At 74.0% G+C, this 25,937-nt stretch carries 24 protein-coding genes; 16 read left to right on the top strand and 8 right to left on the bottom strand.

Annotated elements, in window-relative coordinates:
* Window positions 1-1,299, bottom strand: a complete 1,299-nt coding sequence (locus ACIBBA_RS15335; protein ID WP_396697565.1) for an ABC transporter substrate-binding protein — start codon at window positions 1,297-1,299, stop codon at window positions 1-3.
* A 145-nt stretch (window positions 1,300-1,444) separates the two neighbouring features.
* Between ACIBBA_RS15335 and ACIBBA_RS15330 the strand changes: the two genes are divergently transcribed.
* From ACIBBA_RS15330 to ACIBBA_RS15285, 10 genes are all read left to right on the top strand, one after another.
* Window positions 1,445-2,203, top strand: a complete 759-nt coding sequence (locus ACIBBA_RS15330) for an SDR family NAD(P)-dependent oxidoreductase (protein WP_396697563.1) — start codon at window positions 1,445-1,447, stop codon at window positions 2,201-2,203.
* Window positions 2,204-2,239: 36 nt separating this feature from the next.
* Window positions 2,240-2,950, top strand: coding sequence for a FadR/GntR family transcriptional regulator (locus tag ACIBBA_RS15325; RefSeq protein WP_396697561.1), 711 nt, complete (start codon window positions 2,240-2,242; stop codon window positions 2,948-2,950).
* A complete protein-coding gene (gene dgoD, locus ACIBBA_RS15320; RefSeq protein WP_396697559.1) occupies window positions 2,947-4,092 on the top strand; it encodes a galactonate dehydratase in 1,146 nt (381 codons plus the stop codon). Before ACIBBA_RS15325 ends, dgoD begins: the two co-directional genes overlap by 4 nt.
* Window positions 4,086-5,033 (top strand): hypothetical protein, encoded by a 948-nt coding sequence (locus tag ACIBBA_RS15315; protein WP_396697557.1) that lies wholly within the window; start codon window positions 4,086-4,088, stop codon window positions 5,031-5,033. Before dgoD ends, ACIBBA_RS15315 begins: the two co-directional genes overlap by 7 nt.
* Window positions 5,030-5,650: a bifunctional 4-hydroxy-2-oxoglutarate aldolase/2-dehydro-3-deoxy-phosphogluconate aldolase gene (locus ACIBBA_RS15310; protein ID WP_396697555.1), complete on the top strand. Its 621-nt coding sequence runs from the start codon at window positions 5,030-5,032 to the stop codon at window positions 5,648-5,650. Before ACIBBA_RS15315 ends, ACIBBA_RS15310 begins: the two co-directional genes overlap by 4 nt.
* Window positions 5,647-6,582, top strand: a complete 936-nt coding sequence (locus tag ACIBBA_RS15305; protein ID WP_396697553.1) for a sugar kinase — start codon at window positions 5,647-5,649, stop codon at window positions 6,580-6,582. The genes ACIBBA_RS15310 and ACIBBA_RS15305 overlap by 4 nt, the downstream gene beginning before the upstream one ends.
* Window positions 6,583-6,639: 57 nt before the next feature.
* Window positions 6,640-7,521 carry an SMP-30/gluconolactonase/LRE family protein gene (locus ACIBBA_RS15300; RefSeq protein WP_396697551.1) on the top strand — a complete coding sequence of 294 codons (882 nt, stop codon included), beginning with the start codon at window positions 6,640-6,642 and terminating at the stop codon, window positions 7,519-7,521.
* Window positions 7,518-8,090: a nucleosidase gene (locus ACIBBA_RS15295; RefSeq protein ID WP_396697549.1), complete on the top strand. Its 573-nt coding sequence runs from the start codon at window positions 7,518-7,520 to the stop codon at window positions 8,088-8,090. Before ACIBBA_RS15300 ends, ACIBBA_RS15295 begins: the two co-directional genes overlap by 4 nt.
* On the top strand, window positions 8,087-8,917 hold the full coding sequence (locus ACIBBA_RS15290) for a metallophosphoesterase family protein (RefSeq protein ID WP_396697547.1): 831 nt from the start codon (window positions 8,087-8,089) through the stop codon (window positions 8,915-8,917). Before ACIBBA_RS15295 ends, ACIBBA_RS15290 begins: the two co-directional genes overlap by 4 nt.
* 66 nt (window positions 8,918-8,983) lie before the next feature.
* A complete protein-coding gene (locus ACIBBA_RS15285) occupies window positions 8,984-9,826 on the top strand; it encodes a S1 family peptidase (protein WP_396697546.1) in 843 nt (280 codons plus the stop codon).
* Window positions 9,827-9,965: 139 nt separating this feature from the next.
* Here ACIBBA_RS15285 and ACIBBA_RS15280 read toward each other — a convergent pair whose 3' ends face one another.
* The 4 genes from ACIBBA_RS15280 to ACIBBA_RS15265 all read right to left on the bottom strand — a co-directional run bounded on the left by ACIBBA_RS15280 (window position 9,966) and on the right by ACIBBA_RS15265 (window position 15,008).
* The gene (locus tag ACIBBA_RS15280) at window positions 9,966-12,035 is read right to left on the bottom strand and encodes a penicillin acylase family protein (protein ID WP_396697544.1); all 2,070 of its coding nucleotides are present in this window, start codon (window positions 12,033-12,035) and stop codon (window positions 9,966-9,968) included.
* Complete coding sequence (locus ACIBBA_RS15275; RefSeq protein WP_350871111.1) at window positions 12,032-12,820, bottom strand: ABC transporter ATP-binding protein; 789 nt, start codon at window positions 12,818-12,820, stop codon at window positions 12,032-12,034. The genes ACIBBA_RS15280 and ACIBBA_RS15275 overlap by 4 nt, the downstream gene beginning before the upstream one ends.
* A 62-nt stretch (window positions 12,821-12,882) precedes the next feature.
* The gene (locus ACIBBA_RS15270; protein WP_396697542.1) at window positions 12,883-13,911 is read right to left on the bottom strand and encodes a FecCD family ABC transporter permease; all 1,029 of its coding nucleotides are present in this window, start codon (window positions 13,909-13,911) and stop codon (window positions 12,883-12,885) included.
* A complete protein-coding gene (locus ACIBBA_RS15265) occupies window positions 13,908-15,008 on the bottom strand; it encodes a FecCD family ABC transporter permease (RefSeq protein ID WP_396697912.1) in 1,101 nt (366 codons plus the stop codon). Before ACIBBA_RS15265 ends, ACIBBA_RS15270 begins: the two co-directional genes overlap by 4 nt.
* Window positions 15,009-15,078: 70 nt before the next feature.
* Between ACIBBA_RS15265 and ACIBBA_RS15260 the strand changes: the two genes are divergently transcribed.
* From ACIBBA_RS15260 to ACIBBA_RS15235, 6 genes are all read left to right on the top strand, one after another.
* Window positions 15,079-16,110 (top strand): ABC transporter substrate-binding protein, encoded by a 1,032-nt coding sequence (locus ACIBBA_RS15260; RefSeq protein ID WP_396697540.1) that lies wholly within the window; start codon window positions 15,079-15,081, stop codon window positions 16,108-16,110.
* Window positions 16,110-16,961, top strand: a complete 852-nt coding sequence (locus tag ACIBBA_RS15255) for a siderophore-interacting protein (RefSeq protein WP_396697538.1) — start codon at window positions 16,110-16,112, stop codon at window positions 16,959-16,961. Before ACIBBA_RS15260 ends, ACIBBA_RS15255 begins: the two co-directional genes overlap by 1 nt.
* Before the next feature lie 104 nt (window positions 16,962-17,065).
* Complete coding sequence (locus ACIBBA_RS15250; protein WP_396697536.1) at window positions 17,066-18,604, top strand: pyridoxal phosphate-dependent decarboxylase family protein; 1,539 nt, start codon at window positions 17,066-17,068, stop codon at window positions 18,602-18,604.
* Window positions 18,605-18,639: 35 nt separating this feature from the next.
* A complete protein-coding gene (locus ACIBBA_RS15245) occupies window positions 18,640-19,929 on the top strand; it encodes a lysine N(6)-hydroxylase/L-ornithine N(5)-oxygenase family protein (RefSeq protein WP_396697534.1) in 1,290 nt (429 codons plus the stop codon).
* On the top strand, window positions 19,926-20,510 hold the full coding sequence (locus tag ACIBBA_RS15240; protein WP_396697533.1) for a GNAT family N-acetyltransferase: 585 nt from the start codon (window positions 19,926-19,928) through the stop codon (window positions 20,508-20,510). Before ACIBBA_RS15245 ends, ACIBBA_RS15240 begins: the two co-directional genes overlap by 4 nt.
* The gene (locus ACIBBA_RS15235; protein ID WP_396697531.1) at window positions 20,507-22,324 is read left to right on the top strand and encodes an IucA/IucC family protein; all 1,818 of its coding nucleotides are present in this window, start codon (window positions 20,507-20,509) and stop codon (window positions 22,322-22,324) included. Before ACIBBA_RS15240 ends, ACIBBA_RS15235 begins: the two co-directional genes overlap by 4 nt.
* A gap of 106 nt (window positions 22,325-22,430) precedes the next feature.
* Here the strand turns inward: ACIBBA_RS15235 and ACIBBA_RS15230 are convergent, their stop codons facing one another.
* The 3 genes from ACIBBA_RS15230 to ACIBBA_RS15220 all read right to left on the bottom strand — a co-directional run bounded on the left by ACIBBA_RS15230 (window position 22,431) and on the right by ACIBBA_RS15220 (window position 25,741).
* Window positions 22,431-22,916: a GNAT family N-acetyltransferase gene (locus ACIBBA_RS15230; protein WP_396697529.1), complete on the bottom strand. Its 486-nt coding sequence runs from the start codon at window positions 22,914-22,916 to the stop codon at window positions 22,431-22,433.
* 75 nt (window positions 22,917-22,991) lie between these two features.
* Window positions 22,992-24,008, bottom strand: coding sequence for a phosphotransferase family protein (locus ACIBBA_RS15225; RefSeq protein ID WP_396697527.1), 1,017 nt, complete (start codon window positions 24,006-24,008; stop codon window positions 22,992-22,994).
* A gap of 179 nt (window positions 24,009-24,187) precedes the next feature.
* On the bottom strand, window positions 24,188-25,741 hold the full coding sequence (locus ACIBBA_RS15220; RefSeq protein WP_396697525.1) for an NAD(P)/FAD-dependent oxidoreductase: 1,554 nt from the start codon (window positions 25,739-25,741) through the stop codon (window positions 24,188-24,190).
* Window positions 25,742-25,937: the final 196 nt, after the last annotated feature.

Genomic DNA, 25,937 nt, shown 5'->3' with positions numbered 1-25,937 from the left:
TCAGCCCTTGAAGACCTTCTCGGCGCCGGCCTGCCACTCGCGCAGGATCGCGTCGATCTGGTCCGGCTTGTCGATGAACTTGGTCAGCGCGGTGTCCGCCGTCGGCTGGAGCGCGTCGCTGGAGTCGCGGTTGAAGAACTGGGTCAGCTCCGCGGCGCTCTCCAGCATCGCCTTGCCCTTGCTCACCAGCGGGGAGTCGGCAGCCTTGGCCTTCGGGTGCGCCGGCAGCACGATCCCGGAGCTGGACCGGACGTACTCCTCCTGGGCCTCGACCGAGGCCAGGTAGCTCAGCAGGGCCTTGGTGCCGGTCGCGTTGCCGGTCTTGGCGCTCGCGAAGAAGCCGTCGGTCGGCGCCTCCTCGGCCACCGGCACCGCCGGGTCGATGATCGGGAACCGGAAGAAGTCCAGGTCACCCAGTGCGTCCTTGGGCGCGGCGTCGGCGAAGAAGGTGCCGATCAGGAACATCCCGGTCTTGCCGGCGAGCAGCGCGGTGGTCGCCTCCTGGAACGGGTACGCCTTGCCCTTCGGGTCGAAGAACGGCAGGGCCTCGCGCCAGCGCAGGAAGACCGCCTTGACCTTCGGGTCGTCGAAGCGCTGCTTACCGGCGAGCAGCTCGCGGTGGAACTGCGCGCCGTTGATCCGGATGTTGAGGTAGTCGAACCAGGCCGAGGCGACCCAGGGGGTGTCGCCGAGGCCGATGCCGATCGGCGGGACGCCCTTGCTCTGGATGGTCTGGCAGACCGACAGGAACTCGGCCCAGGTCTTGGGCTCCTGCACGCCCCACTTGGCGAAGTTGCTCTTGCGGTAGAAGAAGCCCCACCAGTAGTTGGTCATCGGCACGAAGACCTGCTTGCCGCTGGCGTCGGTGGAGAGCGTGCGCAGCGACTGCGGGTACTCGCCCAGCCCCTGCCAGACGTCCGAGACGTCGAGCAGCAGCCCCTTGCTGGCGTAGTCGTTGGCCACCGAGCCCGCGTACCAGGTGTAGAGGTCCGGCGGGTTCGCGGAGGTGAGGTAGGTCGGCAGCTGGGTGCGGAAGGTCTCCGAGGCGATCGTGTTGACCGACGCGGTGCCCTTGCCCTGCTTGTTGAAGCTGTCGATCAGCTTCTCGATCGCCGTCTTGGCCTGCGGCGACGAGAGGTTGGACTGGAGGGTCACGGCCTTGGAGCCGCCGTCGCCGCCCGCGGGCCCGCTGGCGGAGCTGGCGCAGGCGGTGAGCAACGGGCCGGCGCCGAGCACGCCCAGGCCGGCGAGCCCGAGGTGGCCGAGGAGCCGGCGGCGGCCGGGGTCGAAGTCGGTCACGCGGTGTCCCTTCCTCATCGACACGCTGCGTCACTCGCTTGTGTGTCGGTGGTGTGAACGATGTGACCAGAAGGTTGCATCCGAGCCGGCTGACTGTCAAGATGTATTCGTAATTAATGGTTAAACGGCTCGGTGTGAGGTGTCGATGAGTCCGGACGCGCGTCGGTTGGACGGTAGAACAGCGCTGGTCACAGGCGCGTTCGGGGGCATCGGTGCGGCGACGGCTCGACGCCTGGCCGCCGAGGGCGCCCGGGTCGCCCTGCTCGACGTCCGCGACTGCACACCGCTGGCCGAGGAGTTGACCGCCGCCGGAGGGCAGGCACTGTCCGTGCTGGCCGACGTCGCCGACGAGGCATCCTGGACGGCCGCGGTCGACCAGGTGCGCGCCGGGCTCGGCCCGGTCGACATCCTGGTCAGCAACGCCTACGCGGTCGAGGTCGCGCCCGCGCACCAGACCAGCCGGGCATCCTGGGACCGGCAGCTCGGGGTCAGCCTCACCGGCGCGTTCCTCGGCGTCCGGGCCTGCCTCGACGACCTGATCGCCCGCTGCGGCGCGGTGGTGTTGGTGTCGTCGGTGCACGCGCTGGTGGGCCTCCCCGGCCGGCCGGCGTACGCCGCGGCCAAGGGCGCCCTGGTGTCCCTCGGGCGCCAGCTCGCCGTCGAGTACGGGCCGCAGGTCCGGGTCAACAGCGTGCTCCCCGGCCCGATCCTCACCGGGGCCTGGGACGGCATCGACGAGGAGGACCGTCGCCGCAGCGTCGCCCAGACGGTGGCGCAGCGCTTCGGCACCCCCGACGAGGTGGCGGCGGTGGTGGCGTTCCTCGCCTCGCCGGACGCCGCCTACGTCACCGGCGCGAGCCTGGTGGTGGACGGCGGTTGGACCGCGGTGAAAGCCTCGGCCTGAGAGATCGAAACCGACGAGCGAAAAGGCGCGAATAGATTGGCACAGTACGCGGGCCGCGGCGTCCACGGGCAGACCGTCGAGGTGATCGCCCGCCGCATCCTCAGCGGCGAGATCGCCGAGGGCGCCACCCTGAACATCGCCGCGTTGCAGGAAGAGTTGGACGTCAGCCTCACCGCGCTGCGGGAGGCGCTGAAGGTCCTCACCGCCAAGGGCATCGTGGACGCCCGGCAGAAGCGCGGCACGTTCGTCCGGCCGCGGGCCGACTGGAACCTGCTCGACGGCGACGTGATCCGTTGGCAGTTCGCCGACGGCGCCGACCCGCGGCTGCTGGACAAGCTCCAGGAGGTCCGCGCCATCATCGAACCGGCCGCGGCGCGGCTGGCCGCCGCCCGGTCCACTCCGGAGGACGTGCTGACCCTCGACGCCGCGCTCGCCGAGATGACCGAGGCGCACGGCGACCCGAGCGCAGCGGTGGCCGCCGACCTCACGTTCCACCGGGCCCTGCTCGCCGCCACCCACAACGAGCTGCTGGTCCGGATGGAGGTGGTGATGGAGACCGGGCTCGCCGAGCGCGACCGGCTGGTGCACGGCCGTGACAGCGACGACGATCCGGTCCCGAGCCACCGCGCGGTGGTCGACGCGATCCGGGCGGGCGACGAGAGCGCGGCCGAGACAGCCATGCGCGACCTCCTGGCGAAGGCGGTACGGGACGTGGAAAAGGTCCGCGGACAGAAGGGCAGCCAGTGAGGATCGAACGGATCGAGACCTTCCTGGTGCCCCCGCGCTGGCTCTTCTGCCGGGTGGAGACCGACACCGGGCTGGTCGGCTGGGGTGAGCCGGTGGTGGAGGGGCGGGCCGAGGTCGTCCGCACCGCGGTCGAGGTGCTCGCCGAGTACCTCCTCGGCGAGGATCCGCTGCGCATCGAGCAGCACTGGCAGGTGCTCACCAAGGGTGGGTTCTACCGGGGCGGCCCGGTGCTCTCGAGCGCGGTGGCCGGGCTGGACCAGGCGCTCTGGGACATCGCCGGGCAGGCGTACGGGGTGCCGGTGCACGCCCTGCTCGGCGGGGCGGTCCGGGACCGGGTGCGGATCTACTCCTGGATCGGCGGGGACGATCCCGGTGAGATCGCCGACGCCGCCGCCGCGCAGGTCGCCGCCGGGCTGACCGGGGTGAAGATGAACGCTTCCGGGCAGCTCTCGCCCATCCCCACGTCGGCTGAGATCGACGCGGTACTCGGCCGGGTCGTGGCCGCCCGGGAGGTGCTCGGCGACGACCGGGACATCGCGCTCGACTTCCACGGTCGGGCCGGGTTCGCCGCGGTCCGGCGCATCCTGCCCGAGCTGGCGCCGCTGCGGCCGTTCTTCGTGGAGGAACCGGTCCTGCCGGACCAGGCTCACCACCTGCGCGACATCGTCGCCTGCTCGCCCGTGCCGGTGGCCACCGGCGAGCGCCTCTACGGGCGCGCGGAGTTCCTCACCCCGTTGCAGGCCGGGGTGGCGGTGGTCCAGCCCGACCTGTCGCACGCCGGTGGCATCTCGGAGGTGCGGCGGATCGCGGCGCTCGCCGAGACGTACGGCGCGCTGCTGGCCCCGCACTGCCCGCTCGGCCCGATCGCGCTCGCGGCGAGCCTTCAGGTGGCTCTCGCGACGCCGAACTTCCTCATTCAGGAGCAGAGCATCGGCATCCACTACAACGCCGATTCCGAACTGCTGGACTACGTCGTGGACCCGGAGCCGTTCCGGTTCGTAGACGGGCACATCGTCAAGTTCGACAGGCCCGGCCTGGGCGTCACCGTCGACGAGGCCGCGGTCCGCAAGGCCGCGAAGAGCCCGCACGCCTGGCGCAACCCGGTCTGGCGGCACCCCGACGGCTCGTTCGCCGAATGGTGACCCCGACCGACCCGCCGCCCCACCTGCCCCACCCCGCCCGGCCGACCGGCGCCGACGGCAACCCCGACGGTGACCAGGAGCCGGCCGCCCACCCGGCGTCCGGCGTCGAGCGGCCGGTGCCGCTGCGCGTCGGTGTCGACCTCGCACTCGGCGGACGCTGGACCAGCCTCGCCGGCGGCGGTCGGGAGTGGCTCTGGCGGGGGCCGCAGCCCGGCCGGGCCGCGGTGCGGCCCGGGGCGGCGTTCGTGGACGCCGGCGGGCTGGAGGAGTGCCTGCCCACCGTGCGCGGCCGGCCCGACCACGGCGACGTCTGGTCCCGGCCGTGGCGCGCGACCGGGCCCGACACCGCCGTCGTCGAGAGCCCGGACTTCACGCTCACCCGGCGGCTGGCCGAGCGGTCCGGCGCGGTCGTCGCCGACTACCGGCTCGCCGCCGCGCCCGGCTACCGCTTCGTGTGGGCCGCCCACGCCCTGTTCGACCTCTCGCCGGCGGCCCGACTCCAGGCCCCGGCCGGCACCCCCACCCGGCTGCACCCGGAGGCCGCCGAGCTGCTGCCGGGCGACTGGCCCACCTGCCAGCCCTGGCTGACCGGCGAGTGGCCCGCCCCGGCCGGGTTGACGCTGGACGCGCTCGGCCCGGACGACGGGACCGCCGTCGGCGCGGTGCTGGTCGACTGCCCCCGGGTCCGGGTGGTGGACGGGCCGGACCTGCTGACGCTGGAGCTGGAGTGCGCCGACCAGCCCCGGTCCACCGCGCTCTGGCGCAACCTGCGCGGCTGGCCGGCCGACCGGCCGTACCGCAGCGTCGGGGTGGAGCCGATGCTCGGCGCCGCCTTCGACCTGGCCGACGCCGGGCCCGGGGACGCGGCGGTGGTCCCGCCCGCCGGCGAGGTCACCTGGCGACTGACCGTCTCCGCCCACCGAAGGGGAGGACCCCGATGAACCTGACCGACGCCCTGCGTACCCATCGACTGCTCGCCATCGTGCGCGGCCCGGACCCGGACGCGGCACTGGCCGCGGTGCTGACCCTGGCCGAGAGCGGGGTGGCGCTGATCGAGGTGTCGCTGACGGGCGCGGACGCGCTCGGCACGATTCGCCGGGCCCGGGCCGCGCTCGGCCCGGAGTTCCACCTCGGCGCGGGCACCGTGCTCACCGTCGACGACGCCCGGGCCGCCGCCGACGCGGGCGCGACCTTCCTGGTCACCCCGGCGATCGCCGACAGCCTGGACGAGGCGCCCCGGCTGGGGTTGCCGGTGCTCGCCGGCGCGCTCACCCCGAGCGAAGTGGTCCGCGCACGGGCCGCCGGCGCCGCCGCGGTCAAGCTCTTCCCCGCCTCGTTCGGCGGGCCGGACTACCTCGCCGCGCTGCGCGACCCGTTCCCGGACACCCCGCTCGTGCCGGTCGGCGGCGTCGACGCCGAGGGCGCCCGGCGCTACCTGGAGCGCGGCGCGATCGCCGTGGGCGTCGGATCCCCGCTGCTCGGCGACGCCGTCCGCGGCGGCGACGCCGCCGCCCTGCGGCAGCGGGCGGCGGCCTTCCTGGCGGCGGTACGCGCGTGAGCGACGTGCTCACCCTCGGCGAGACGATGGCCGCCTTCCGGGCCACCGGCGCGCTGCGCCTCGGCGGCACCGCCGGCATCTCCATCGCCGGCGCCGAGTCCACGGTGGCGATCGGGCTGGCCCGGCTCGGCCACACCGTCGGCTGGGTCGGGGTCACCGGCGCCGACGAGCCGGGCGCGCTGGTCCGCCGCACGCTGCGCGCCGAGGGCGTCGACCTGACCTGGTCGCGGGTCGACCCGGACGCGCCCACCGGGCTGATCCTCTTCGAACCCCGGGTGGCCGACCTCAACCGGGTCACCTACCACCGGGCCGGGTCGGCCGGCTCGCGGCTGACCCCGGCCGACGTCGACCGCGCGTTCGACGCGGCGTCACCCCGGGTGCTGCACGTCACCGGGATCACCTGTGCCCTCGGCCCCGGCCCGTACGCGGCGGTACGCACCGCCGTCGAGCGGGCCCGCGCCGCCGGCGCGCTGGTCTGCCTCGACGTCAACCACCGCAACCGGCTCTGGTCCGTGGCCGAGGCCGCGGCGGCGCTGCGGCCGCTGCTGCCCTGGGTCGACCTGGTGGTCGCCTCCGCCGACGAGCTGCCCGTGCTCACCGACGCGGACGACCCCGCCGCCGCGCTGCGCGCCGGGGGCGTACGCGAGGTGGTGGTCAAGCTCGGCGTCGACGGGGCGACCAGCCACCACGAGAGCGGCACCGTGCACCGCCCGGCCCGCCGGGTGCCGGTGGTGGAGACGATCGGCGCCGGGGACGCCTTCGTCGCCGGGTTGCTCTCCGCGCTGCTCGACGGGGCGGACGTCACCGGCCGGCTGGATCGCGCGGTGACCACCGCCGCCTTCGCCGTCGCCACCCGTGGGGACTGGGAGGGCCTGCCCGAGCGGGCCGAGCTGGCGCTGCTCGACCACGAACCGGGTACCGCGCTGCGCTGACCGCCGTCGCGGCCGCACCGGGCGGGCCCGCACCGCGTTGTCGTTGGAGGAGGAGAGATGGAGCTGACCGAGCCCACCGCCTGGAGCGCGGACCGCCTCGAGCTGGGCGAGGGCGCCCGTTGGGTGGACGACCGGCTGGTCCTGGTCGACCTGCTCGCCGGCCGGCTGCTGAGCACCGGTGGGGACGGCCCGGGACCGCTGCGTGAGCTGACCCGGCTGGACGTGCCGCTGGGCGCGGTGGCGCCGGTGGCGGGGCGGCCGGGGGAGTGGCTGGCCGTGGCCGGCACCGGGATCGCCCGGCTCACCGCCGACGGTGGGCACCGGACGGTCGCCGACCTGGAGGGCGGCCGGTCCGAGCCGGCCCGGATGAACGACGCGGTGGCCGACCCGCACGGCCGCTTCTGGGCCGGGAGCATGACCTACGCCGGGGTGCCCGGCGGCGGCTCCCTCTATCGGCTGGACCCGGGCGGCGCACCGGTCGCGGTGGTGACCGGGCTGACGATCGCCAACGGGCCCGCCTTCGACGGCGCCGGCACGACCATGTACCTGGCCGACACGCCGCGCGGGCACGTCGACCGGTTCACCGTGGACACCCGCACCGGCGAGCTCGGCGCCCGGGAGCCGTTCCTGCGCCTCGACCCGGCCGAGGGTGCCCCCGACGGGATGACGGTGGACGTGGCCGACCACCTCTGGGTGGCGCTCTGGGGCGGCTCAGCGGTACGCCGCTACCGGCCGGACGGCACGCTGGAGCGGGAGGTCCGGCTGCCGGCGGCGCAGCCGACCAGCGTCTGTCTCGGCGGGCCGGGGCTGAGCCGGCTCTTCGTGACCACCGCCCGGTACGGGCTCACCGATCCCGGGCCGCTCGACGGCGCGCTGCTCGCGGTGGACGTACCGGCCGCCGGCCGGCCCGCCCGGGCGGCCCGTACGATTCGCGGGTGATTCTTTCCGGTGACATCCGACCCGACGTGCCGTTGGTCGTGCTGGCCGTCGAGGAGGAGGCCGCGTACCTCGATTCCGGGCTGCCGGTGCTGCTCACCGGCATGGGCAAGGTCAACGCGGCGGCCGCGCTGGCGGGGGTGCTGGCCGCCGGCCCGAAGCCGAGCCTGGTGCTCAACCTCGGCACCGCCGGGGCGCTGCGTCCGGGCTGGGCGGGCATCCACGAGATCGGCACGGTGCTCCAGCACGATCTCGACACCGACCTGCTGCGGACCCTCACCGGGCAGACCTACGGCGCGCCGCTGACCCTGGGCAGCCGGACCGCGGTGCTGGCCACCGGCGACGCGTTCATCGCCGACGAGGCGGCCCGGGCCCGGCTGGCGCGGCGCGCCGACCTGGTCGACATGGAGGGGTACGCCATCGCCTGGGCCGCCGCCCAGGTCGGGGTGCCGTGCCGGTTGGTTAAGCGGGTCAGCGACGAGGCGGGCGAGGGCGCGGACCGGGCCTGGCGCGACACGGTCGACGACTGCGCCCGGGACCTCGCCGACTGGGTGCGGGCCGAACTCGGGTGAGCGCCGGGCGGCTGCTCGCGGTGAGCGACCTGCACGTCGGGTACGCGGAGAACCGGGCGGTCGTGGACGGGCTGCGCCCCGGCTCCGAGGAGGACTGGCTGATCGTCGCCGGGGACGTGGCCGAGCGCTTCGCCGACATCCGGTCCACCCTGGCCCTGCTGCGTGCCCGGTTCGCCACGGTGGTCTGGGCGCCCGGCAACCACGAGTTGTGGACGATGCGCGACGATCCGGTCCAGCTGCGCGGTGACGCGCGCTACCGGGAGCTGGTCGCGATGTGCCGGGAGCTGGGGGTGCTCACCCCCGAGGACGACTATCCGGTCTGGTCCGGCCCGGACGGTCCGGTGACCGTGGCTCCGCTCTTCCTGCTCTACGACTACTCGTTCCACGCACCCGGCACCAGCAGCAAGGAGGAGTCGCTGCGTCGGGCGTACGACGTGGGGGTCGTCTGCACCGACGAGGCGCTGCTGCACCCCGACCCGTACCCGAGCCGGGACGCCTGGTGCGCGGCCCGGGTGACGGCGACCGAGCGCCGGTTGGCCGCCACCGATCCGACCCGGCCGACCGTGCTGGTCAACCACTTCCCGCTGGTCCGCGAGCCGACCCTGGTGCTGCGGCACCCCGAGTTCGCGCAGTGGTGCGGCACGGTGCGGACGGCCGACTGGCACCGGCGGTTCCGGGCCACGGCGGTGGTCTACGGACACCTGCACATCCCGCGTACCACCTCCTACGACGGGGTCCGGTTCGAGGAGGTGTCGCTGGGCTACCCGCGCGAGTGGCGGCGACGCGGCGCCCCGACCGTGCCCCGGGTGATCCTGCCGGGGTCTTGAATGCGCGGTGGGACCGGCGGATGCTGAGGGAGCACATCGACATCTGCCGATCAATCGGAGGTCCGGATGCGCCGTCTCCCGCTCGTCGCCCTCGTCCTCGCCGCGCTGGTGCTCGGCACCCCCGCCGCCGCCCAGGCCCGACCCGACTCGGCCGGCGCGGCGGCGGTGCTCGCCGAGGTGCGCACCACCGGCACCACCTGGGGGCTCGACCCGGCCACCGGCCGGATGACCGTCACCGTCGACGACACCGTCACCGGGCGAGACCTGGCCGCGCTGCGGGAGACCGCCTCCCGGGCCGGCGCGCAGCTGCGCCGGGAACCCGGACGGCTGAGCACCCTCATCGCCGGCGGCCAGGCGATCTACGGCGGTGGCGGTCGCTGCTCGCTCGGCGCGAACGTCCGCAGCGGCAGCACCTACTACTTCGTCACGGCCGGGCACTGCACCACCCTCGGCGCCACCTGGTACGCCAACAGCGCCCAGACCACCGTGCTCGGCTCCCGTACCGGTAGCAGCTTCCCCGGCAACGACTACGGCCTGGTCCGCTACACCAGCACGGTCGCCCACCCCAGCGCCGTCTACACCTACCCGGGTCTGCTGACCATCAACGGCGTCACCGGCGCCTACGTCGGTCTGGCGGTCTGCCGCAGCGGCTCGACCACCGGCGTACGCTGCGGCACGATCACCGGCCTGAACCAGACCGTCAACTACTCGCAGGGTTCGGTCGCCGGCCTGATCCGCACCAACATCTGCGCCGAGCCGGGCGACAGCGGCGGCCCGCTCTACGTCGCGTCGACCGGGCGCATCGTCGGCATCCTCTCCGGCGGCAGCGGCAACTGCACCTCCGGCGGCACGACCTTCTACCAGCCGATCCAGGAGGTCCTGGCGGCGTACGGCCTGACCATCCCCTGACCCACCGCGCCCCGGCACTGTCGGGCCCGGCGGCGGTGGTCCGCACGAGCGTGATACCTCTGCGGCATATTGATGCCGCAGAGGTATCACCCTCACCGGAGGCACGGTGGCGGCTCACCGCCCCCGCGCGGTGCGGCGGTCAGTCCTCCGCTCGCGCCTCGGTGAGCTGGTCCCAGTCGGTGGTCACCGGCAGCAGGTCGCCGGCCAGCCAGGCCGGCGTCTGGTCGTGGTGGTGCGGGTCGCCGGGCACCCCGGACGCGCCGTGCGGCACCACCCAGCGGCTGCGCGCCCGGTCGGCGAGGTCCCAGACGTAGCGGGCCGCCGGGCCACGCACGCTCAGGTGGGTGAGCCCGGGGACGCTGGAGGTCGAGAGCACGCAGTCGTGGTCGCCGGCCAGCCGGGGGCCCGGGCCGGCGTCCGGGTCCGGCAGCGCCCGCCACGGGGTGAGCCGGTGCAGCTCACCCCAGGCTGGCAGCCCGACCCCGGCCGCCGCCACCTCCTCGACGGCCGCGCGCAGCAGCGCGTCCGGGTCGACGCCGGGCAGCAGTGGAGTTTCCAGCAGCGTCGTCAGCGCGAGCGCGACCCTCGGGGTCAGCGCTAGCCAGGGCTGGAACACCTCCGGGTACGGCGGCGGGTCGGCCAGGGTGGCGAGCGCCGGGTGTGCGGCGAGTCGGCGTACCAGGGCCGCCCGCACCAGGGCGAACCCGGCGGCGTCGGTGCTCTCGGCGGCCATCCGGCGGTCCCAGCGCAGCAGCCGGTCGCGCAGCGCCGCGGCGGCCGGGCCGAGCCCGCTGAGGCCGGCCAGCCGGGCGAGCAGCGGGGCGGCGGCGGCGAGATGCGTGTCGGTGTGCACCACCGCCATCTCCTCGGCCGTCCATTCCCGGCCGCCGTCGAGCAGCTCGCGGATCCGGTCGGCCCGGTACGGCGGGGCGAACTCGACGCCGAGCGGGGCGGCCAGCCCGCGGGCGTTGGCCATCACCGCGCAGCCGTCGACCTCGGCCCGCGGCATCGGCGCGTACCAGCCCTGCCAGGCGTGCTCCGCCGCCCAGGCCGGCACCATCCGCAGCCGGTTGGCCGGGTGCCGCACCGGCACCACGCCGGCCACCCGGTGCAGCAGACCGCCCCGGGTGTCCGCCGCCTGAAGCACGTTGACCGGCTCGACCCAGTGGTCGACCGCCGCGTCCACGTCGGCGACGGTACGCGCGCGCAGCAGCGCGGGCAGCGCGGCGAAGCCGAGCTGCGCCAGAACCCGGGGCGGGTAGCGGAGGCTGATCGCCGACTCCTCGTCCGGCCCGCCGGCGATCACCGGTCCGCGCGGAGTCTCGACCACCTCGACGTCGACCGGGTCCCCTCCGGCGACCTCCACGGTCTCCGTGTGCGCCGCCGCCGTCTCCCAGCCGTCCGGGCCGTACGCCTGCACCACCCCGTCCCGGCGGCGCAGCCGCTCGGCGTAGAGGTCCTGGTAGTCGGCCATCGCGTTGGTGATCGACCAGGCCACCTCGCCGGCGTGTCCGAAGTGGGCGATGCCCGGCACGCCCGGCACGGCCAGGCCGACCACGTCGTACTCGGGGCAGGCGAGCCGGATCTGCTGGTACACCCCGGGGGCCTCGATGATCCGGTGCGGGTCGCCGGCGAGCAGCGCCGCGCCGGTCGCCGTCCGGTCGCCGGCCAGCAGCCAACCGTTGCTGCCGGCGGTCGCCGGGTGGTCGGCGGCGAAGAGGGTCGTCGCCGCCTCACCGAACTGGCGGGCGACCTGCTCGCGCCAGAACTTGTTCGGGAAGCCGGCGAAGAGGATGTGGTGGGTCAGCCACACCGCCAGCGGTGTCCACGGCTCCCACCGGCCGGGGCTGAGCCCGACGGCGGCGAACTCGGGCGCCCGGGCCGCACCGGCGGCCAGGCCGGCGTTGACCCCGTCCACGTAGTCGCGTACCCACTCGGCGGTCGCCGGGTCCAGGGCGGCGTGGCACCGCCGGGCGGTGTCGTCCAGCCGGGCCTGCCGGGCGAACCGGTCCCAGCCGACCGCGTCCGCGCCGAGGAAGGACGCCGTGCTTCCCAGGGACCGGTGCCGCTCCACCTCCAACTGCCAGGCCCGGTCGTACGCGGTGACCCGGCCCTGGGCCACGGCGAGCGCCCGCGGGTCGGCCGCGCGCAGATGCGGCACACCCCACCGGTCCCGGAACACCCGCGCGCCGCCGTGCCCGAAGGTCATGCCGGCTCCGGGGCGAGCACGGCGGCCCGGCGGCGGCCCGCCGGGACGACCAGCGGGGTGCCGGTCTCCGGGTCCTCGATCACCCGGCAGGGCAGCCCGAAGACCTCCGCCACCAGCTCGGCGGTGACCACCTCGCCGGGCTCGCCCGCGGCGACGACCCGCCCGTCGCGCATCGCGATCAGGTGGGTGGCGTACCGGGCGGCGTGGTTCAGGTCGTGCAGCACCGCGACCAGGGTGCGGCCCTGCTCCTCGTGCAGTCGGGCACAGAGGTCGAGGATCTCGATCTGATGGGCGATGTCCAGGTACGTGGTCGGCTCGTCCAACAGCAACAGCGGAGTCTGCTGGGCCAGCGCCATCGCGATCCACACCCGCTGCCGCTGCCCGCCGGAGAGCTCGTCCACCGCCCGGTCGGCCAGGTCGGCCACCCCGGTCGCGGTCATCGACTCGTCGACCACCCGCTCGTCCTCGCGCGACCACTGCCGCAGCAGCCCCTGGTGCGGGTAACGGCCGCGGGCCACCAGCTCGGCGACGGTGATGCCGTCCGGGGCGATCGAGGACTGCGGTAGCAGGCCGAGGGTGCGGGCCACCTGGCGGGCGGGCCGCCGGTGGATGTCCTCGCCGTCGAGCAGCACCGCGCCGGCGGTCGGCTTGAGCATGCGGGACAGCGCCCGCAGCACCGTGGACTTGCCGCACGCGTTGGGCCCGATGACCACCGTGAACGACCGGTCGGGCACGGCGACGCTCAGCCCCTCGGCGACGACGCGCCGGTCGTAGGCGAGGGTCATCCCGGTGCCGCTCAGCCGTGTCGTGCCGGTCTCCATCGATGCTCCGTTCTCGTCGCGGGCACTCATAGCCGCCCCGCCCTTCGTTCCATCGCCAGCAGCCAGACCAGGTAGGCCCCGCCGAGCGCGCCGGTGACCGCCCCGACCGGGAGCTGGTGGTCGGTGAACGCCCGCTGGGCCAGCAGGTCGGCTCCGACCAGCATGGCCGCGCCCACGCACATCGAGGGCAGCAGGTTCGGCCCCGGCGCCCGGGTGAGTCGCCGGGCCAGGTGCGGCGCGGTCAGCGCCACGAACGACACCGGCCCGGCGGCGGCCGCGGCGAAGGAGACCAACAGCACCGCCGCGGCGAGCAGCACCAGGCGCAGCCGCCGCACCGGGACGCCGAGCGCGCTGGCGGTGTCGTCGCCCAATTCCATCATCCGCAACGCCGGGCCGCAGCCGAGCAGCACCACCGGCGTCAGCACCGCCAGCACGGTGAGCAGCGGCAGCGCGTCGGACCAGCCGCGCCCGTCCAGGCTGCCGGTGAGCCAGAGCATCGCCCGGGCCGCGTCCATCAGCGGCGCACGGGTGAGCAGGTAGCCGTTGATCCCGGTGAGGATGGCCGACATCCCGATGCCGACCAGCACCAGCCGGTAGCCGTGCACGCCGTTGCGCCACGCGATCGCGTAGATCAGCAGGCCGGTGGCGAGGCCACTGACCACCGCCGCGCCGGAGAGCGCCAGGCTGCTGCCGCCGAGCACGACCACCACCAGCGCGCCGGTCGCCGCGCCCTGGGTGAAGCCGAGCATGTCCGGGCTGCCGAGCGGGTTGCGGACCAGGGCCTGGAACACCGCGCCGGCCAGTGCCAGCGCCGCGCCCACCAGCAGGGCGGTGACCAGCCGGGGCAGCCGCAACTCGGTGACGATGAACTCCTCCGCCGGCGTGCCCCCGCCGGTGAGGGTGCGCAGCACGTCGGTGGGGGTCATCGGGTAGTCGCCGCCCGCGATGGCCAGCACACCCAGCCCGGCGGCGAGCACCGCGAAGCCGGCGCCGACGGCGAGCGCGCGGGGGCGGAAGCGCAGCGAGAAGCCGCCCGGGGTACGCAGCACGGTCATGGCTTGCCCACCCTGCGTCGGGTGACCAGCCAGAGGAAGAGCGGGCCGCCGAACACCGCGGTGACCATCCCGACCTGGAGCTCGCCGGGTCGGCCGAGCACCCGGCCCAGCACGTCGGCGCCGAGCAGCAGCACCGGCGCGAGCAGCGCGCAGTAGGGGAGCAGCCAACGCAGGTCCGGCCCGGTCAGGGCGCGGACCAGGTGCGGCACGAGCAGCCCGACGAAGACGATCGGACCGCAGGCGGCGGTGGCCGCGCCGCAGAGCAGGGTGACGGCCACGATGACGGCCGCCCGGATCAGCGCGGGCCGCGCGCCGAGCGCACGGGCCGCGTCGTCGCCCAGCGCGAGGGCGTTGAGCGGACGCGCGGTGGCCAGCGCGACCAACAGGCCGGCGAGCAGGAACGGCAGCACCCGGTTGACCGTCGCCGAGTCGGCGGTGGCCAGCGAACCGACCGTCCAGAACCGGAGCCGGTCCAGCGAGGCGGAGTCGAGCAGCATCACCGCGCTGACGTACGAGAAGAGGGTGGCGTTGAGCGCCGCGCCGGCCAGCGCGAGCCGGGCCGGGGTGGCCCCGCGCCCGCCACCGACCGCGTAGACCAGCGCGGTGACCACCGCCGCGCCGAGCAGCGCGAACCACACGTAACCGTTGAGGGCGGTCACGCCGAGCAGCGCGGAGGTGGCGACGGCGGCGGAGGCGCCGGCGTTGATGCCGAGCAGCCCGGGGTCGGCCAGCGGGTTGCGGGTCAGCGCCTGCATCACCGCGCCCGCCACCCCGAGCGCCGCGCCGGCGAGCAGGCCGAGCAGGGTGCGGGGCAGCCGCATCCGGTGCACCACCGCGTACTCGGTGGAGTCGGAATGCAGCAGGCCCGACCAGACGTCGGCGAGCGGGAGCTGTTTCGCGCCCACCGCGATGCTGAGTACGGCGACGGCGACGAGCAGCAGCACGGCGGCGACCAGGCCCGCGCTACGGGTGGCGACGCGGCCCCGCCTGGGTGTGGGCGGTGGGGGCGCCAGCGCGGGACGGCCACCCTCGGGTGGTGACTCGATGACGGACAGTGTGAACTCCGGGGTGGGGAAACGCCGAACAGGACTTGACAGCGAATTAGGTTAGGTTAACCTAACCCCGCTGTCCATGGTCACCCCCCGACCCTGATCGAAAGTCGACCCCATGCCTGATTCCGTATCTTCCCGTCGCCTGACCCGTCGTGGCCTGCTGGCCGGCGGTGCCGCCACCTTCGCCGTCCTGATGACCGGCTGCGGAGGCGGGGAGAAATCGCCCGAAGCGGCGGCGGGCACCAGCGGGGGCCCCTGGTCGTTCACGGACGACCGGAACGAGAAGGTGACCGCCGGCAGCCGGCCGGCCAGGGTGGTGGCCTTCACCGGCACCGCCGCGGCGCTGGTCGATTTCGGACTCGACAAGCAGATCGTCGGCGTGTTCGGCGAGACCAAGCGGGCCGATGGCAGCGTCGACCCGCAGGCCGGCGAGCTCAACGTGGAGAACGTGGAGATCCTCGGCAACGTGTGGGGGGAGTTCAGCGTCGAGAAGTACGCCGCCCTGCGCCCGGAACTGCTGGTCACCCACATGTACGACCCCGGCGCCTTCTGGTACGTGCCGGACGAGAGCAAGAGCAAGATCCTCCCGCTGGCCCCGAGCGTGACGATCACCACCGCCCGGGTGCCGATGACCAAGCCGATCGAGCGCTACGCCCAGCTCGCCGAGTCGCTCGGCGCCGACCTGTCCGCGAAGAAGGTCACCGATGCCAAGGCCCGCTTCGAGGCGGCGGCCGAGTCGGTCCGCCAGGCGGTCAAGGCCAACCCCGGCATCAAGGTGATGGCGGCCTCCGGCAGCCCCGACCTGTTCTACGTCTCCAACCCGAAGGTCAGCACCGACCTGATGTACTTCGCCGAGTTGGGCGTCGACATCGTGGTGCCCACCAAGCTCGAGAGCGGCGACTACTTCGAGGCGCTCAGCTGGGAGAACGCCGGCAAGTTCCCGGCCGACCTGATCCTGCTCGACAACCGCAACACCGCGTTGCAGCCCAAGGACCTCGGCGCCAAGCCCACCTGGGCGCAGCTGCCCGCTGTCAAGGCCAACCAGGTCACCCCCTGGGACGCGGTGCCCCGCTTCTCGTACGCCGGCGCGGCCCCGCTGCTGGAGAACCTCGCGAACGCCATCCGCGCCGCGAAGAAGGTGAGCTGATGGCCCTCGGCGGTGCGCTCGCCGTGCAGTACCGCCTCTACGCCGCGCAGGTCGCCGGCGTGCGCCGGATCGGCGCCAGCACCATCCGCGTCACCTTCGGCGGCGCCGAGCTGGCCGGTTTCGACGGCGGCGGGCGCGACCAGAGCGTCTCGCTCTTCCTGCCGCACCCCGGCCAGGACGCCCCGGTGCTCCCGGCCGAGGCGGGCGACGACTGGTTCGGCGCCTACCGGGCGCTCGACCCGCAGACCCGGGCGGTGATGCGGTCGTACACCATTCGGGCGCAACGCCCGGAGCGCGCCGAGGTGGACATCGACTTCGTCAGCCACGGCGACGTCGGTCCCGCCTCCCGCTGGGCCGGGCGGGCCCGGCCCAGCGACCGGGTGGTGCTGCTCGGCCCGGCGGCCGCCGACAACCGCAGCGTCTGCTTCCGGCCGCCCGCGGAGACCGACCTGATCGTGCTCGTCGCCGACGAGACCGCGCTGCCCGCCGTCGGCGGGATCCTCGACTGGCTCCCCGCCGACACCCCGGTGCGGGCCTGGATCGAGGTGCCCGACGCGGCCGACATCCAGCAGCTTCCGGTCGGGGCACGGGCCGAGGTGCGCTGGATCGTGCGGGGCAGCACCCCGCCCGGCAGCGGCCTGCTGGTCGACGCGGTCCGCGCCGCCCGCCTGCCGGCCGGCACCCCGTACGCCTGGGTGGCCGGCGAGTCCTCGATGGTCCGTGCCGTGCGCCGGCACCTGGTCGGCGAGCGGGGCCTGGACCGCCGCCGGGTCACCTTCTCCGGCTACTGGCGACAGGGCGTCAGCGAGGACGCCCTGCGCGCGGAGGCACTGGCCGACGCCGCCGCCTGAGCGCCCCCGATCCACCGCAGCCCCGTGCCTCCGGCGCCCCGCCGGAGGCGGGTTCCGGCTGCCCTCATCCACTCCGTCCGCAACCGAGCGTGGAGGACCTGCCCATGACTCTGCCGGCACACACCGTGGAGGCCCTCCCGGCCTCGCCGGGATCAACCGCCCGCGCCCACCTGCTGAACGGCGACTCGGTCGCCCGCTACCGCGCGGCGCTCGCCGACGGCGTCGACCGGGTCGCCCGCCGGGTGGCCGGCGCGGAGCGTCCGTTCACCGGAATCACCCCCGACGCGTTGGCCCCGCAGATCGCCGGGATCGACCTGGACCGGCCGCTCGGCGACGCCGGCGCCGCCCTCGACGAGTTGGACGACGTCTACCTGCGCGACGCCGTCTGGTTCCACCACCCCCGCTACCTGGCGCACCTGAACTGTCCCGTGGTGATCCCGGCCCTGCTCGGCGAGGCGGTGCTGACCGCGGTGAACTCCTCCCTGGACACCTGGGACCAGAGCGCCGGGGCGACGCTGATCGAGCGCCGGCTGATCGACTGGACCGCGACCCGGATCGGGTTCGGCCCGGCCGCCGACGGGATCTTCACCAGCGGCGGGAGTCAGTCCAACCTGCAGGCGCTGCTGCTGGCCCGGGAGGAGGCCTGCCGGTCCGCGTCCACCTGGGACGCCCGGCGCGAGCTGCTGCCCCGGCTGCGCGTCATCACCTCCGCGGCCGGGCACTTCAGCGTGCAGAAGTCCGCCAAGCTGCTCGGGCTCGCCCCGGACGCGGTCATCACCGTCGAGACCGACCCGCAGCGGCGGATGGTGCCAGCCGCCGTGCAGCGCGAGATCGCCCGCTGCCGGCGCGACGGCCTGGTGGTGATGGCGGTGGTGGCCACCGCCGGCACCACCGACTTCGGCTCCATCGACCCGCTCGCCGAGATCGCCGCGATCTGTGCCACCGCCGGGGCGTGGCTGCACGTCGACGCCGCGTACGGCTGCGGGCTGCTGGTCTCGCCGACCCGCCGGCACCTGCTCGACGGCATCGAACGGGCCGACTCGGTGACCATCGACTACCACAAGTCCTTCTTCCAGCCGGTCAGCTCCAGCGCCGTGCTGGTCCGCGACGGCGCGGTGCTGCGCCACGCCACCTACCACGCCGACTACCTCAACCCGGCCCGGATGGTCGAGCAGCGGATCCCCAACCAGGTGGACAAGAGCCTGCAGACCACCCGCCGCTTCGACGCGCTCAAGCTCTGGCTCACCCTGCGGGTGATGGGGCCGGACGCGCTCGGCGCACTCTTCGACGAGGTGGTCGACCGGGCGGCCGGCGCCTGGGAACTGGTCAGCGAGGACCCCCGGTTCGAGGTGGTGACCCGCTCGTCGCTGAGCACCGTGGTGTTCCGCTACCTGCCCACCGGGCCGGGTCGTGAGCTGGCCGACGCGGCCAACCTTTACGCGCGGGAGGCGCTGGCCGCCTCCGGGGCCGCGCTGGTCGCCGGCACCACGGTGGACGGCCGGCACTTCCTGAAGTTCACCCTGCTCAACCCCGAAACCACCCTCGACGACGTCGGGCACGTGCTGGAACTCATCGCGGAGCACGCGAGCCGGTACGTGCGCGAGCGGACCACCGCCGCCGACCTCACCTGCCAGGTCGGCTGACCGCGTCAGCCCCGAACCCGCGCCTGGAGGGCCGGATGTCCACACACGACTTCATCGCCATCGGCCTCGGCCCGTACAACCTGGGCCTGGCCTGCCTCACCGCGCCGATCCCCGAACTGGACGGGGTGTTCCTGGAGTCCCGACCGGGCGTCGACTGGCACCCCGGCATGCTGCTGGAATCGGCCCGGTTGCAGACCCCGTTCATGGCCGACCTGGTCAGCCTCGCCGACCCGACCTCGCCGTTCTCGTTCCTCAACTACCTCAAGGAGATCGGCCGGCTCTACCCGTTCTACATCCGGGAGAGCTTCTATCCGCTGCGCAGTGAGTACGACGGCTACTGCCGGTGGGCCGCGGCGAAGCTGCCCAACCTGCGCTTCGGGCACCGCGTCACCACCGTGGAGTACGACGAGGCCGACGGCTGCTACACCGTGCGCGCCGAGACCTCGGACGGGACGAGCACCTATCGGGCCCGGCACCTGGTGCTCGGCACCGGCACCCCGCCGTACGTCCCGGAGGCCTGCGCGGGCCTCGGTGGCGGCCTGATCCACAACTCGCGGTACCTCGAGCACCGCGACGCGTTGCGGCTGAAGCGGAGCATCACGGTGCTCGGCAGCGGGCAGAGCGCGGCGGAGATCTACCACGACCTGCTCGGCGACATCGACACCTACGGCTACCGGCTGAACTGGATCACCCGCTCGCCCCGGTTCTTCCCGCTCGAATACACCAAGCTCACCCTGGAGATGACCTCACCGGACTACGTGGACTACTTCCACGCGCTGCCGGAGTCGACCCGCTACCGGCTGGAGACCGAGCAGAAGGGCCTGTTCAAGGGGATCAGCGCCGACCTGGTCGACGCCATCTTCGACCTGCTCTACGAGCGCAGCGTGCCCGGCCCGGTGAACACCCGGCTGCTCACCAACACCGAGCTGGTCACCGCCGAGTACGACGAGGCCAGCGACGCGTACACGCTGGGGCTGCGCCAGGTGGAGCAGGAGCGCGACTTCACCCTGCGCACCGAGGGGCTGGTGCTGGCCACCGGTTACCGCTACCGCACCCCGGCGTTCCTGGAACCCGTCCGGGACCGGATCCGCTGGGACGCGCACGGCCGCTTCGACGTGGCCCGCAACTACAGCATCGACCACACCGGCCGGGGCATCTTCCTGCAGAACGCCGGCACCCACACGCACAGCATCACCTCGCCGGACCTCGGCATGGGCCCCTACCGCAACTCCTGGATCATCCGGGAGCTGCTCGGCCGGGAGCACTACCCGATCGAGAAGAGCATCACCTTCCAGGAGTTCGGCGCTCCGGCGGGGGTGTCATGACCGACGTCTTCACCCGGGTCGACCCGGGGCTGGGCGAGTTCACGCTGCGGCCCGTCGACCCGGACACCGACGCGGTGCTGCTGCACCGTTGGGTCACCCACCCCAAGGCCGTGTTCTGGCTGATGCAGGACGCCGACGAGGCCGGGGTCGCCGCCGAGTACCGGCGGATCGCCGAGCACCCGCACCACGAGGCGTACCTCGGATCCTGGTGTGGCCGCCCGGCCTTCCTCGCCGAACGGTACGACCCCGCGCACGTCGAACTCGTCGGACTGTACGACGCCCGCCCCGGCGACGTGGGCATGCACTTCCTCTGCGCGCCCACCGACGACCCGACGCACGGCTTCACCCACGCGGTGATCACCACGGTGCTGGTCTGGATCTTCGCCGATCCGGCCACGCACAGAGTGGTGGTCGAACCGGACGTGCGCAACACCGCGGTGCACGCCTTGAACGCCGCCGTCGGCTTCGAGGTCGTCGGCACCGTCGCCAAGCCCGAGAAGGACGCCCTGTTGAGCATCTGCACCCGTACCCGATTCCTGGCCGCCACCGGCGCGCCCATCCCCTCGGGAAACCCGGCGTGAGCGCCGCCGACCCGGTCGCCCACCTCGCCCCGGCGAACTGGGCGCGGGCCAACCGGCTGCTGGTCCGCAAGGCGCTCGCCGAGTTCGCCCACGAACGGCTGCTCACTCCCGAGCCGACCGCGCCGCCCGCCGGCGTGCCGGCCGGCGAGGGCCGCCGGTGGTACGCGGTACGCAGCGACGACGGCGCGGTGACCTACCGGTTCGCCGCCCGGGTGCTCACCCTGGAGCACTGGCAGATCGACGCCGACAGCATCACCCGGTGGCGCGGCGACGAGGAGCTGCCGCCGGACGCCGTCGACCTGGTCATCGAGCTGCGCACGGCGCTCGGCCTCTCCGCCCGGGTCCTGCCGGTCTACCTGGAGGAGATCACCTCCACGCTCGCCGGCATCGCGTACAAGCTGGACCGGGCGCCGGTGCCCGCCGCGCAGCTTGCCACGGCCGATTTCCAGACCATCGAGACCTCGATGACCGAGGGTCACCCGTGCTTCGTGGCCAACAACGGCCGGCTCGGCTTCGGGATCGACGAATACCACCGGTACGCTCCGGAAGCGGCTCAGCCGGTCCGGCTGATCTGGCTGGCCGCGCACCGCGACCACGCCGCGTTCAGCTGCGCCGAGGACCTCGACTACGACACGCTGATCCGCGGCGAACTCGGCGCGGAGACGCTGGCCGAATTCGCGCAGAGCATGGCCGGGCTCGGCCTCGACCTCGCCGACTACCTGCTGATCCCGGTGCACCCCTGGCAGTGGTGGAACAAGCTGGCGGTCACCTTCGCCGGCGAGGTGGCCCAGCGCCGGCTGGTCCACCTCGGTCCCGGCCCGGACGAACACCTCGCCCAGCAGTCCATCCGCACCTTCTTCAACCGCTCCGAGCCGGGCCGGCACTACGTCAAGACCGCGCTCTCGGTGTTGAACATGGGCTTCATGCGGGGCCTGTCGGCCGCGTACATGGCGGCCACCCCGGCGATCAACGACTGGCTCGCCGAGCTGATCGCGGCGGACGAGGTCTTCAAGGCCACCGGGCTCACCATCATCCGGGAGCGGGCCGCCGTCGGCTACCGGCACCGGCAGTACGAGGCCGCCACCGACCGGTACTCGCCGTACCGCAAGATGCTCGCCGCCCTGTGGCGGGAGAGCCCGGTGCCCGGCCTGGAACCGGGCCGCCGGCTGGCCACCATGGCCTCGCTGCTGCACGTCGACACGGACGGCAACTCGCTCGCCGCCGCGCTCATCGAGCGGTCCGGGCTCGCGCCCGAGACGTGGCTGCGCCGCTACCTGGACGCCTACCTGACCCCGCTGCTGCACGCCTTCTACGCGCACGACCTGGCGTTCATGCCGCACGGGGAGAACGTCATCCTGGTCCTCGACGAGCGGGACACGGTCGAGCGGGTGATCTTCAAGGACATCGCCGAGGAAATCGTGGTGATGAGCGCCGACCTGCCGCTGCCGCCGGCGGTCGAGCGGATCCGGGCCGACGTCCCGGAGGAGATGAAGCTGCTCTCCATCTTCACCGACGTGGTGGACTGCTTCCTGCGGTACCTGAACGCGGTCCTGGTCGAGGCCGGGGTGCTCACCGAGGAGACGTTCTGGCGGACGGTCGCCGCCTGCGGGGCCGACTACCTGGCGAGCGTGCCCCAGTTGACCGAGCGGGCCCGCCGCTACGACCTGTTCGCCGACGAGTTCGCGCTCTCCTGCCTCAACCGGCTCCAGTTGCGCGACAACCAGCAGATGGTCGACCTCGCCGACCCGTCGGCCGCGCTGCAACTCGTCGGCACGCTGGCCAACCCACTGGCGCCCTACGCCCCGGGGCGCTGAGCCGGGCGGGCGTCGACGACCGGGCGCCGGCCCCGACCACGCGGGCGAACCGGGCGGTCCACCTGGACCGTCGGTTCCCCGGGTGCCTCGGGGCCGGCGTGCCCGCTCAGAACTCCCGGTACATGACGTGCAGGCCGACCCGGCCGAGGCTCGGGTGGCGGAACGCCCCGGGTACGGTGCCGATCACCGTGAAGCCCTCCCGCAGGTACAGCTGCACGGCCGACCGGTTCGTCTCGACCACCGCGTTGAACTGCATGCCCGCGTAACCGTTGCGGCGGGCCCAGTCCACCGCGTCCCGGCACAACGCGGTGCCGACGCCCCGCCCGCGCCCGTCCGCGGCGACCATGAAGCTCGCCGTGGCGACGTGCGATCCGGGGCCGGGCCGGTTGGCGCCCATCTTCGCCGTGCCCAGCACCCGTTCGCCGTCGACCGCGACCACCGTGCGGCCCGGCGCGGCCTCCACCCAGATGCGGTACGCCTCGTCGGCGCTCAACGCGGGGTCGTAGGGGAAGGTGTCCCCGGCGCGCACGACCTCCTCGACGATCGACCACACCTGGTCCCAGTCCTGCGTCGCGAACTCCCGGATCTGCACGGTGGGCATGCTAAGGAGCGCCACCGATGCCCGGCAACGGGTTTGCCACCGCCGCCGACCATTCACCGGCACGGCTCAGTCGCCGCCGAGCGCGTCGAGTTCGGCGTCGAGCAGGTCGGCGAGACCGGCGTGCCGCTCCGGGTGGGTCTGCGGAGTCATGCCCCGGCTGGGCATCTCCACCGTCATCAGCAGATAGAGGTGCAGCCGGTAGAGGCTTAGCCGGCGGCGGGCGCCGGCGTCGAGGTCGAACGGCTCGGCGCTGGCGCTGCGGTAGCCGCGCAGCACCGGATGGCCGGGCTCGTCCTCGGCCCGGCGCAGCAGCAGCGGAGAGACCAGGTCCAGCAGCGGGTCGCCGTAGAGGAAGCGCTCCCCGTCGACCAGGCCGGTCATCCGCAGCCGGCCGTCCGGGCCGGGCGCGGCGAGGACGTTGCCGTCCCAGCAGTCGAAGTGCAGCAGCGCCGGTCGGCGTACCGCGTCCAGCGCCGCGGCGTGCCGCCGGAGCAGCGCGCGGACGCGATCGGGCCCGCCCGGCAGCCGGACGTCCCAGTCGGCGGCGTCGGCGAGCAGCGCGTCGACCATCGACGTGAAGGCCGCTCGCCACGTCGACCCGGACGGCCGCGCGTCGTCGTAGCCGAACCGGGCGCCGCTGACCCGGTGCAGCGCGGCCAGCGCCACCCCGAGATCGTGCCGGGCCGGCGCGTCGTCGGCTCCGCCGTCAGCCGCCAGCTGGGCCAGTGACCGGCCGGGCAGCATGCCGGTGACCAGCCACTCGCCGTACGTCGGGTCGATGCCGTGGTGCAGCACGGGCGGCACCGCCACCCGCGGGACGCGTTCGGCCACCAGCCGGAAGTAGCGGGCCTCGGCGGCGCAGAGACCACGCTCGTAGCGCAGCAGCCGCACCCCGCCCGGCGGCGCGACCTTCAGCACCACCCGGCGGCCGTCGTCGAGGCGTACCGCCCAGACCGCGGCGAACCCGCCGCCGGCGAGCGGGCCGCACTGCGCCACCGTCGCGCTCGGGCCGAACGAGGCGTGGATCAGCCGGGACACGTCGTCCGGGGTGAGGGAACGCTGGGTGGGGCTCGGCGCGCTCATCCGGCACCGTCCGGCCGCGCCGTGACCCGCCGGTGCGCCGTCGAAACCCGCCGCATGGGGGCCAGGGTAGTCGGGCTCCCGCCGTCCGCGCCGCCCCGCGACCGCCGGCCGCAGCGATCGCGCCCCGAGCGCCGGTCTCCCGGTCGCTGGCCACCCTGCCGCTCGGCCGGAGCGCCGTTTCAGGCCAGCGGCACCTGGGCCGGAGGCTCGGTCACGGTCCGCCCGTCGCCCGGCACGGCGGCGCCGGCGCGGATGGTCCGGCTCGGTACGACCGGCGCGTCCCGGCCGGTGCCGTGCCGCCCGGGACGGTTGGTGGCCTGCTCGTGGTAGTCCTGCTCCACGTTGACCGACCAGACGTCGTGCGCCGCGCCGTCCGCGATGTTCTCGACGGTCAGCATCGCGGTCAACATCGAGTGGTCCTGGTTGTTGTACCGGTGCATGCCGTTGCGCCCGACCGGGTGCACGTTGGGCACCTCGCGGGCCAGCCAGGCCCGGATGACGTCGATGTTGTGCTGGTAGCGCTCGTCGTACACCGGATAGGCCTTGGGCATCCGCACCACGTAGCCGGCCTCGACGGCGCCCGGCCGGACCAGGCCGAGCCGTTCCAGCTCGGCGGTCGCCATGGCCACCAGGTCGGCGTCCGGGGTACGCCACATCTCGTCGCCCTCGAACACGAAGTACTCCAACCCGAGGCAGGTGCGCCCGTCCTTCACCAGGTGCGGTGACCACGAGCCGAAGTTCTGGATCCGGCCGACCCGGACCGCCGGGTCGTGCACGTAGATCCAGTTGTCCGGGAACGAGAACTTCGCCGGCACCACCAGCGCCACCGTCAGGAAGTCGCGGTAGCGCAGGTCGGCGGCGCAGGCGAGCACCTCCGCCGGCGCCGCCGGGCGCAGCGCGGCCACCAGCTCGGAGATCGGCATCGAGGAGATCACGTGCTCGGCCGGCTCGGACCGCTGGCCGCCCCCGCCGTTGACGGTGACCGCGACGGCCCGCCGCCGGGCCGGATCCCGGTGCACCGCGGTCACCCAGGTCCCGGTGTCGATCCGCCCGCCGCGGCCGCGCACCTGTTCGGCGCAGCGCTCCCACATCATCCCCGGGCCGTACTTCGGGTACTGGAACTCCTCGATCAGACTTGTCACGTCCTCGCGGCCGCGCCCGAACGGCAGCGCGTTGCGGACCGCCTTGGCCAGCGACAGGTTCTTGATCCGCTGCGCGGCCCAGTCCGCCTGGAGCTGGTCCGCGGGCATGCCCCAGACCTTCTCGGTGTACGTCTTGAAGAACATCGAGTACAGCCGCCAGCCGAAACGCGCCGACACCCAGCCCTCGAAGTGCGACTGGTCCCGTGGTGGGCGCAGCCGGGCCCGGGCGTACGAGCCCATGCAGAGCGCCGACTCCCACAGGCCCAGGTTGCGCAGGGCGTTGAGGGCGCTGAGCGGGTAGTTGAACAGCGCCCCCCGGTAGAAGATCCGGCTCATCCGGGGCCGGAGCAGGAAGTCCTCGTCCGGCAGGATCTCGTGCCAGAACGCCTCCACCCGTGGCACCTTCGTGAAGAACCGATGCCCGCCGATGTCGAAGCGCCAGCCGTCGCGCTCCACCGTGCGGCTGATGCCGCCCACCACCTCGTCGGCCTCGAACACGCGTACCGGCTCGCCCCGCCGGAGCAGCTCGTATGCCGCTGTGAGGCCTGCCGGCCCCGCGCCGATGACCACCGTGCCGTGCTGCTCGCCCATTCGTCGCGCTCCCTGTAGCCGGGCCGCTGTCCAGGCGCGCCGCCTACCCGGTATCCGGGCGATGTCACCCGGCGGAGCCGACGAACCCCACCGGGCGCCGGTGCTCACTGCCGTGCCGGAGGTGTCAACGGCGCGGCAAAGGGGATCCGGCGGGACGTTCGCGGCCTCACGGGTCGGCCGCGGACCGCGGGGGACA

This window comes from Micromonospora sp. NPDC051006, from assembly GCF_044456245.1.
Taxonomy (GTDB): domain Bacteria; phylum Actinomycetota; class Actinomycetes; order Mycobacteriales; family Micromonosporaceae; genus Micromonospora.
This window is presented reverse-complemented; position numbering and strand designations above follow the sequence as displayed.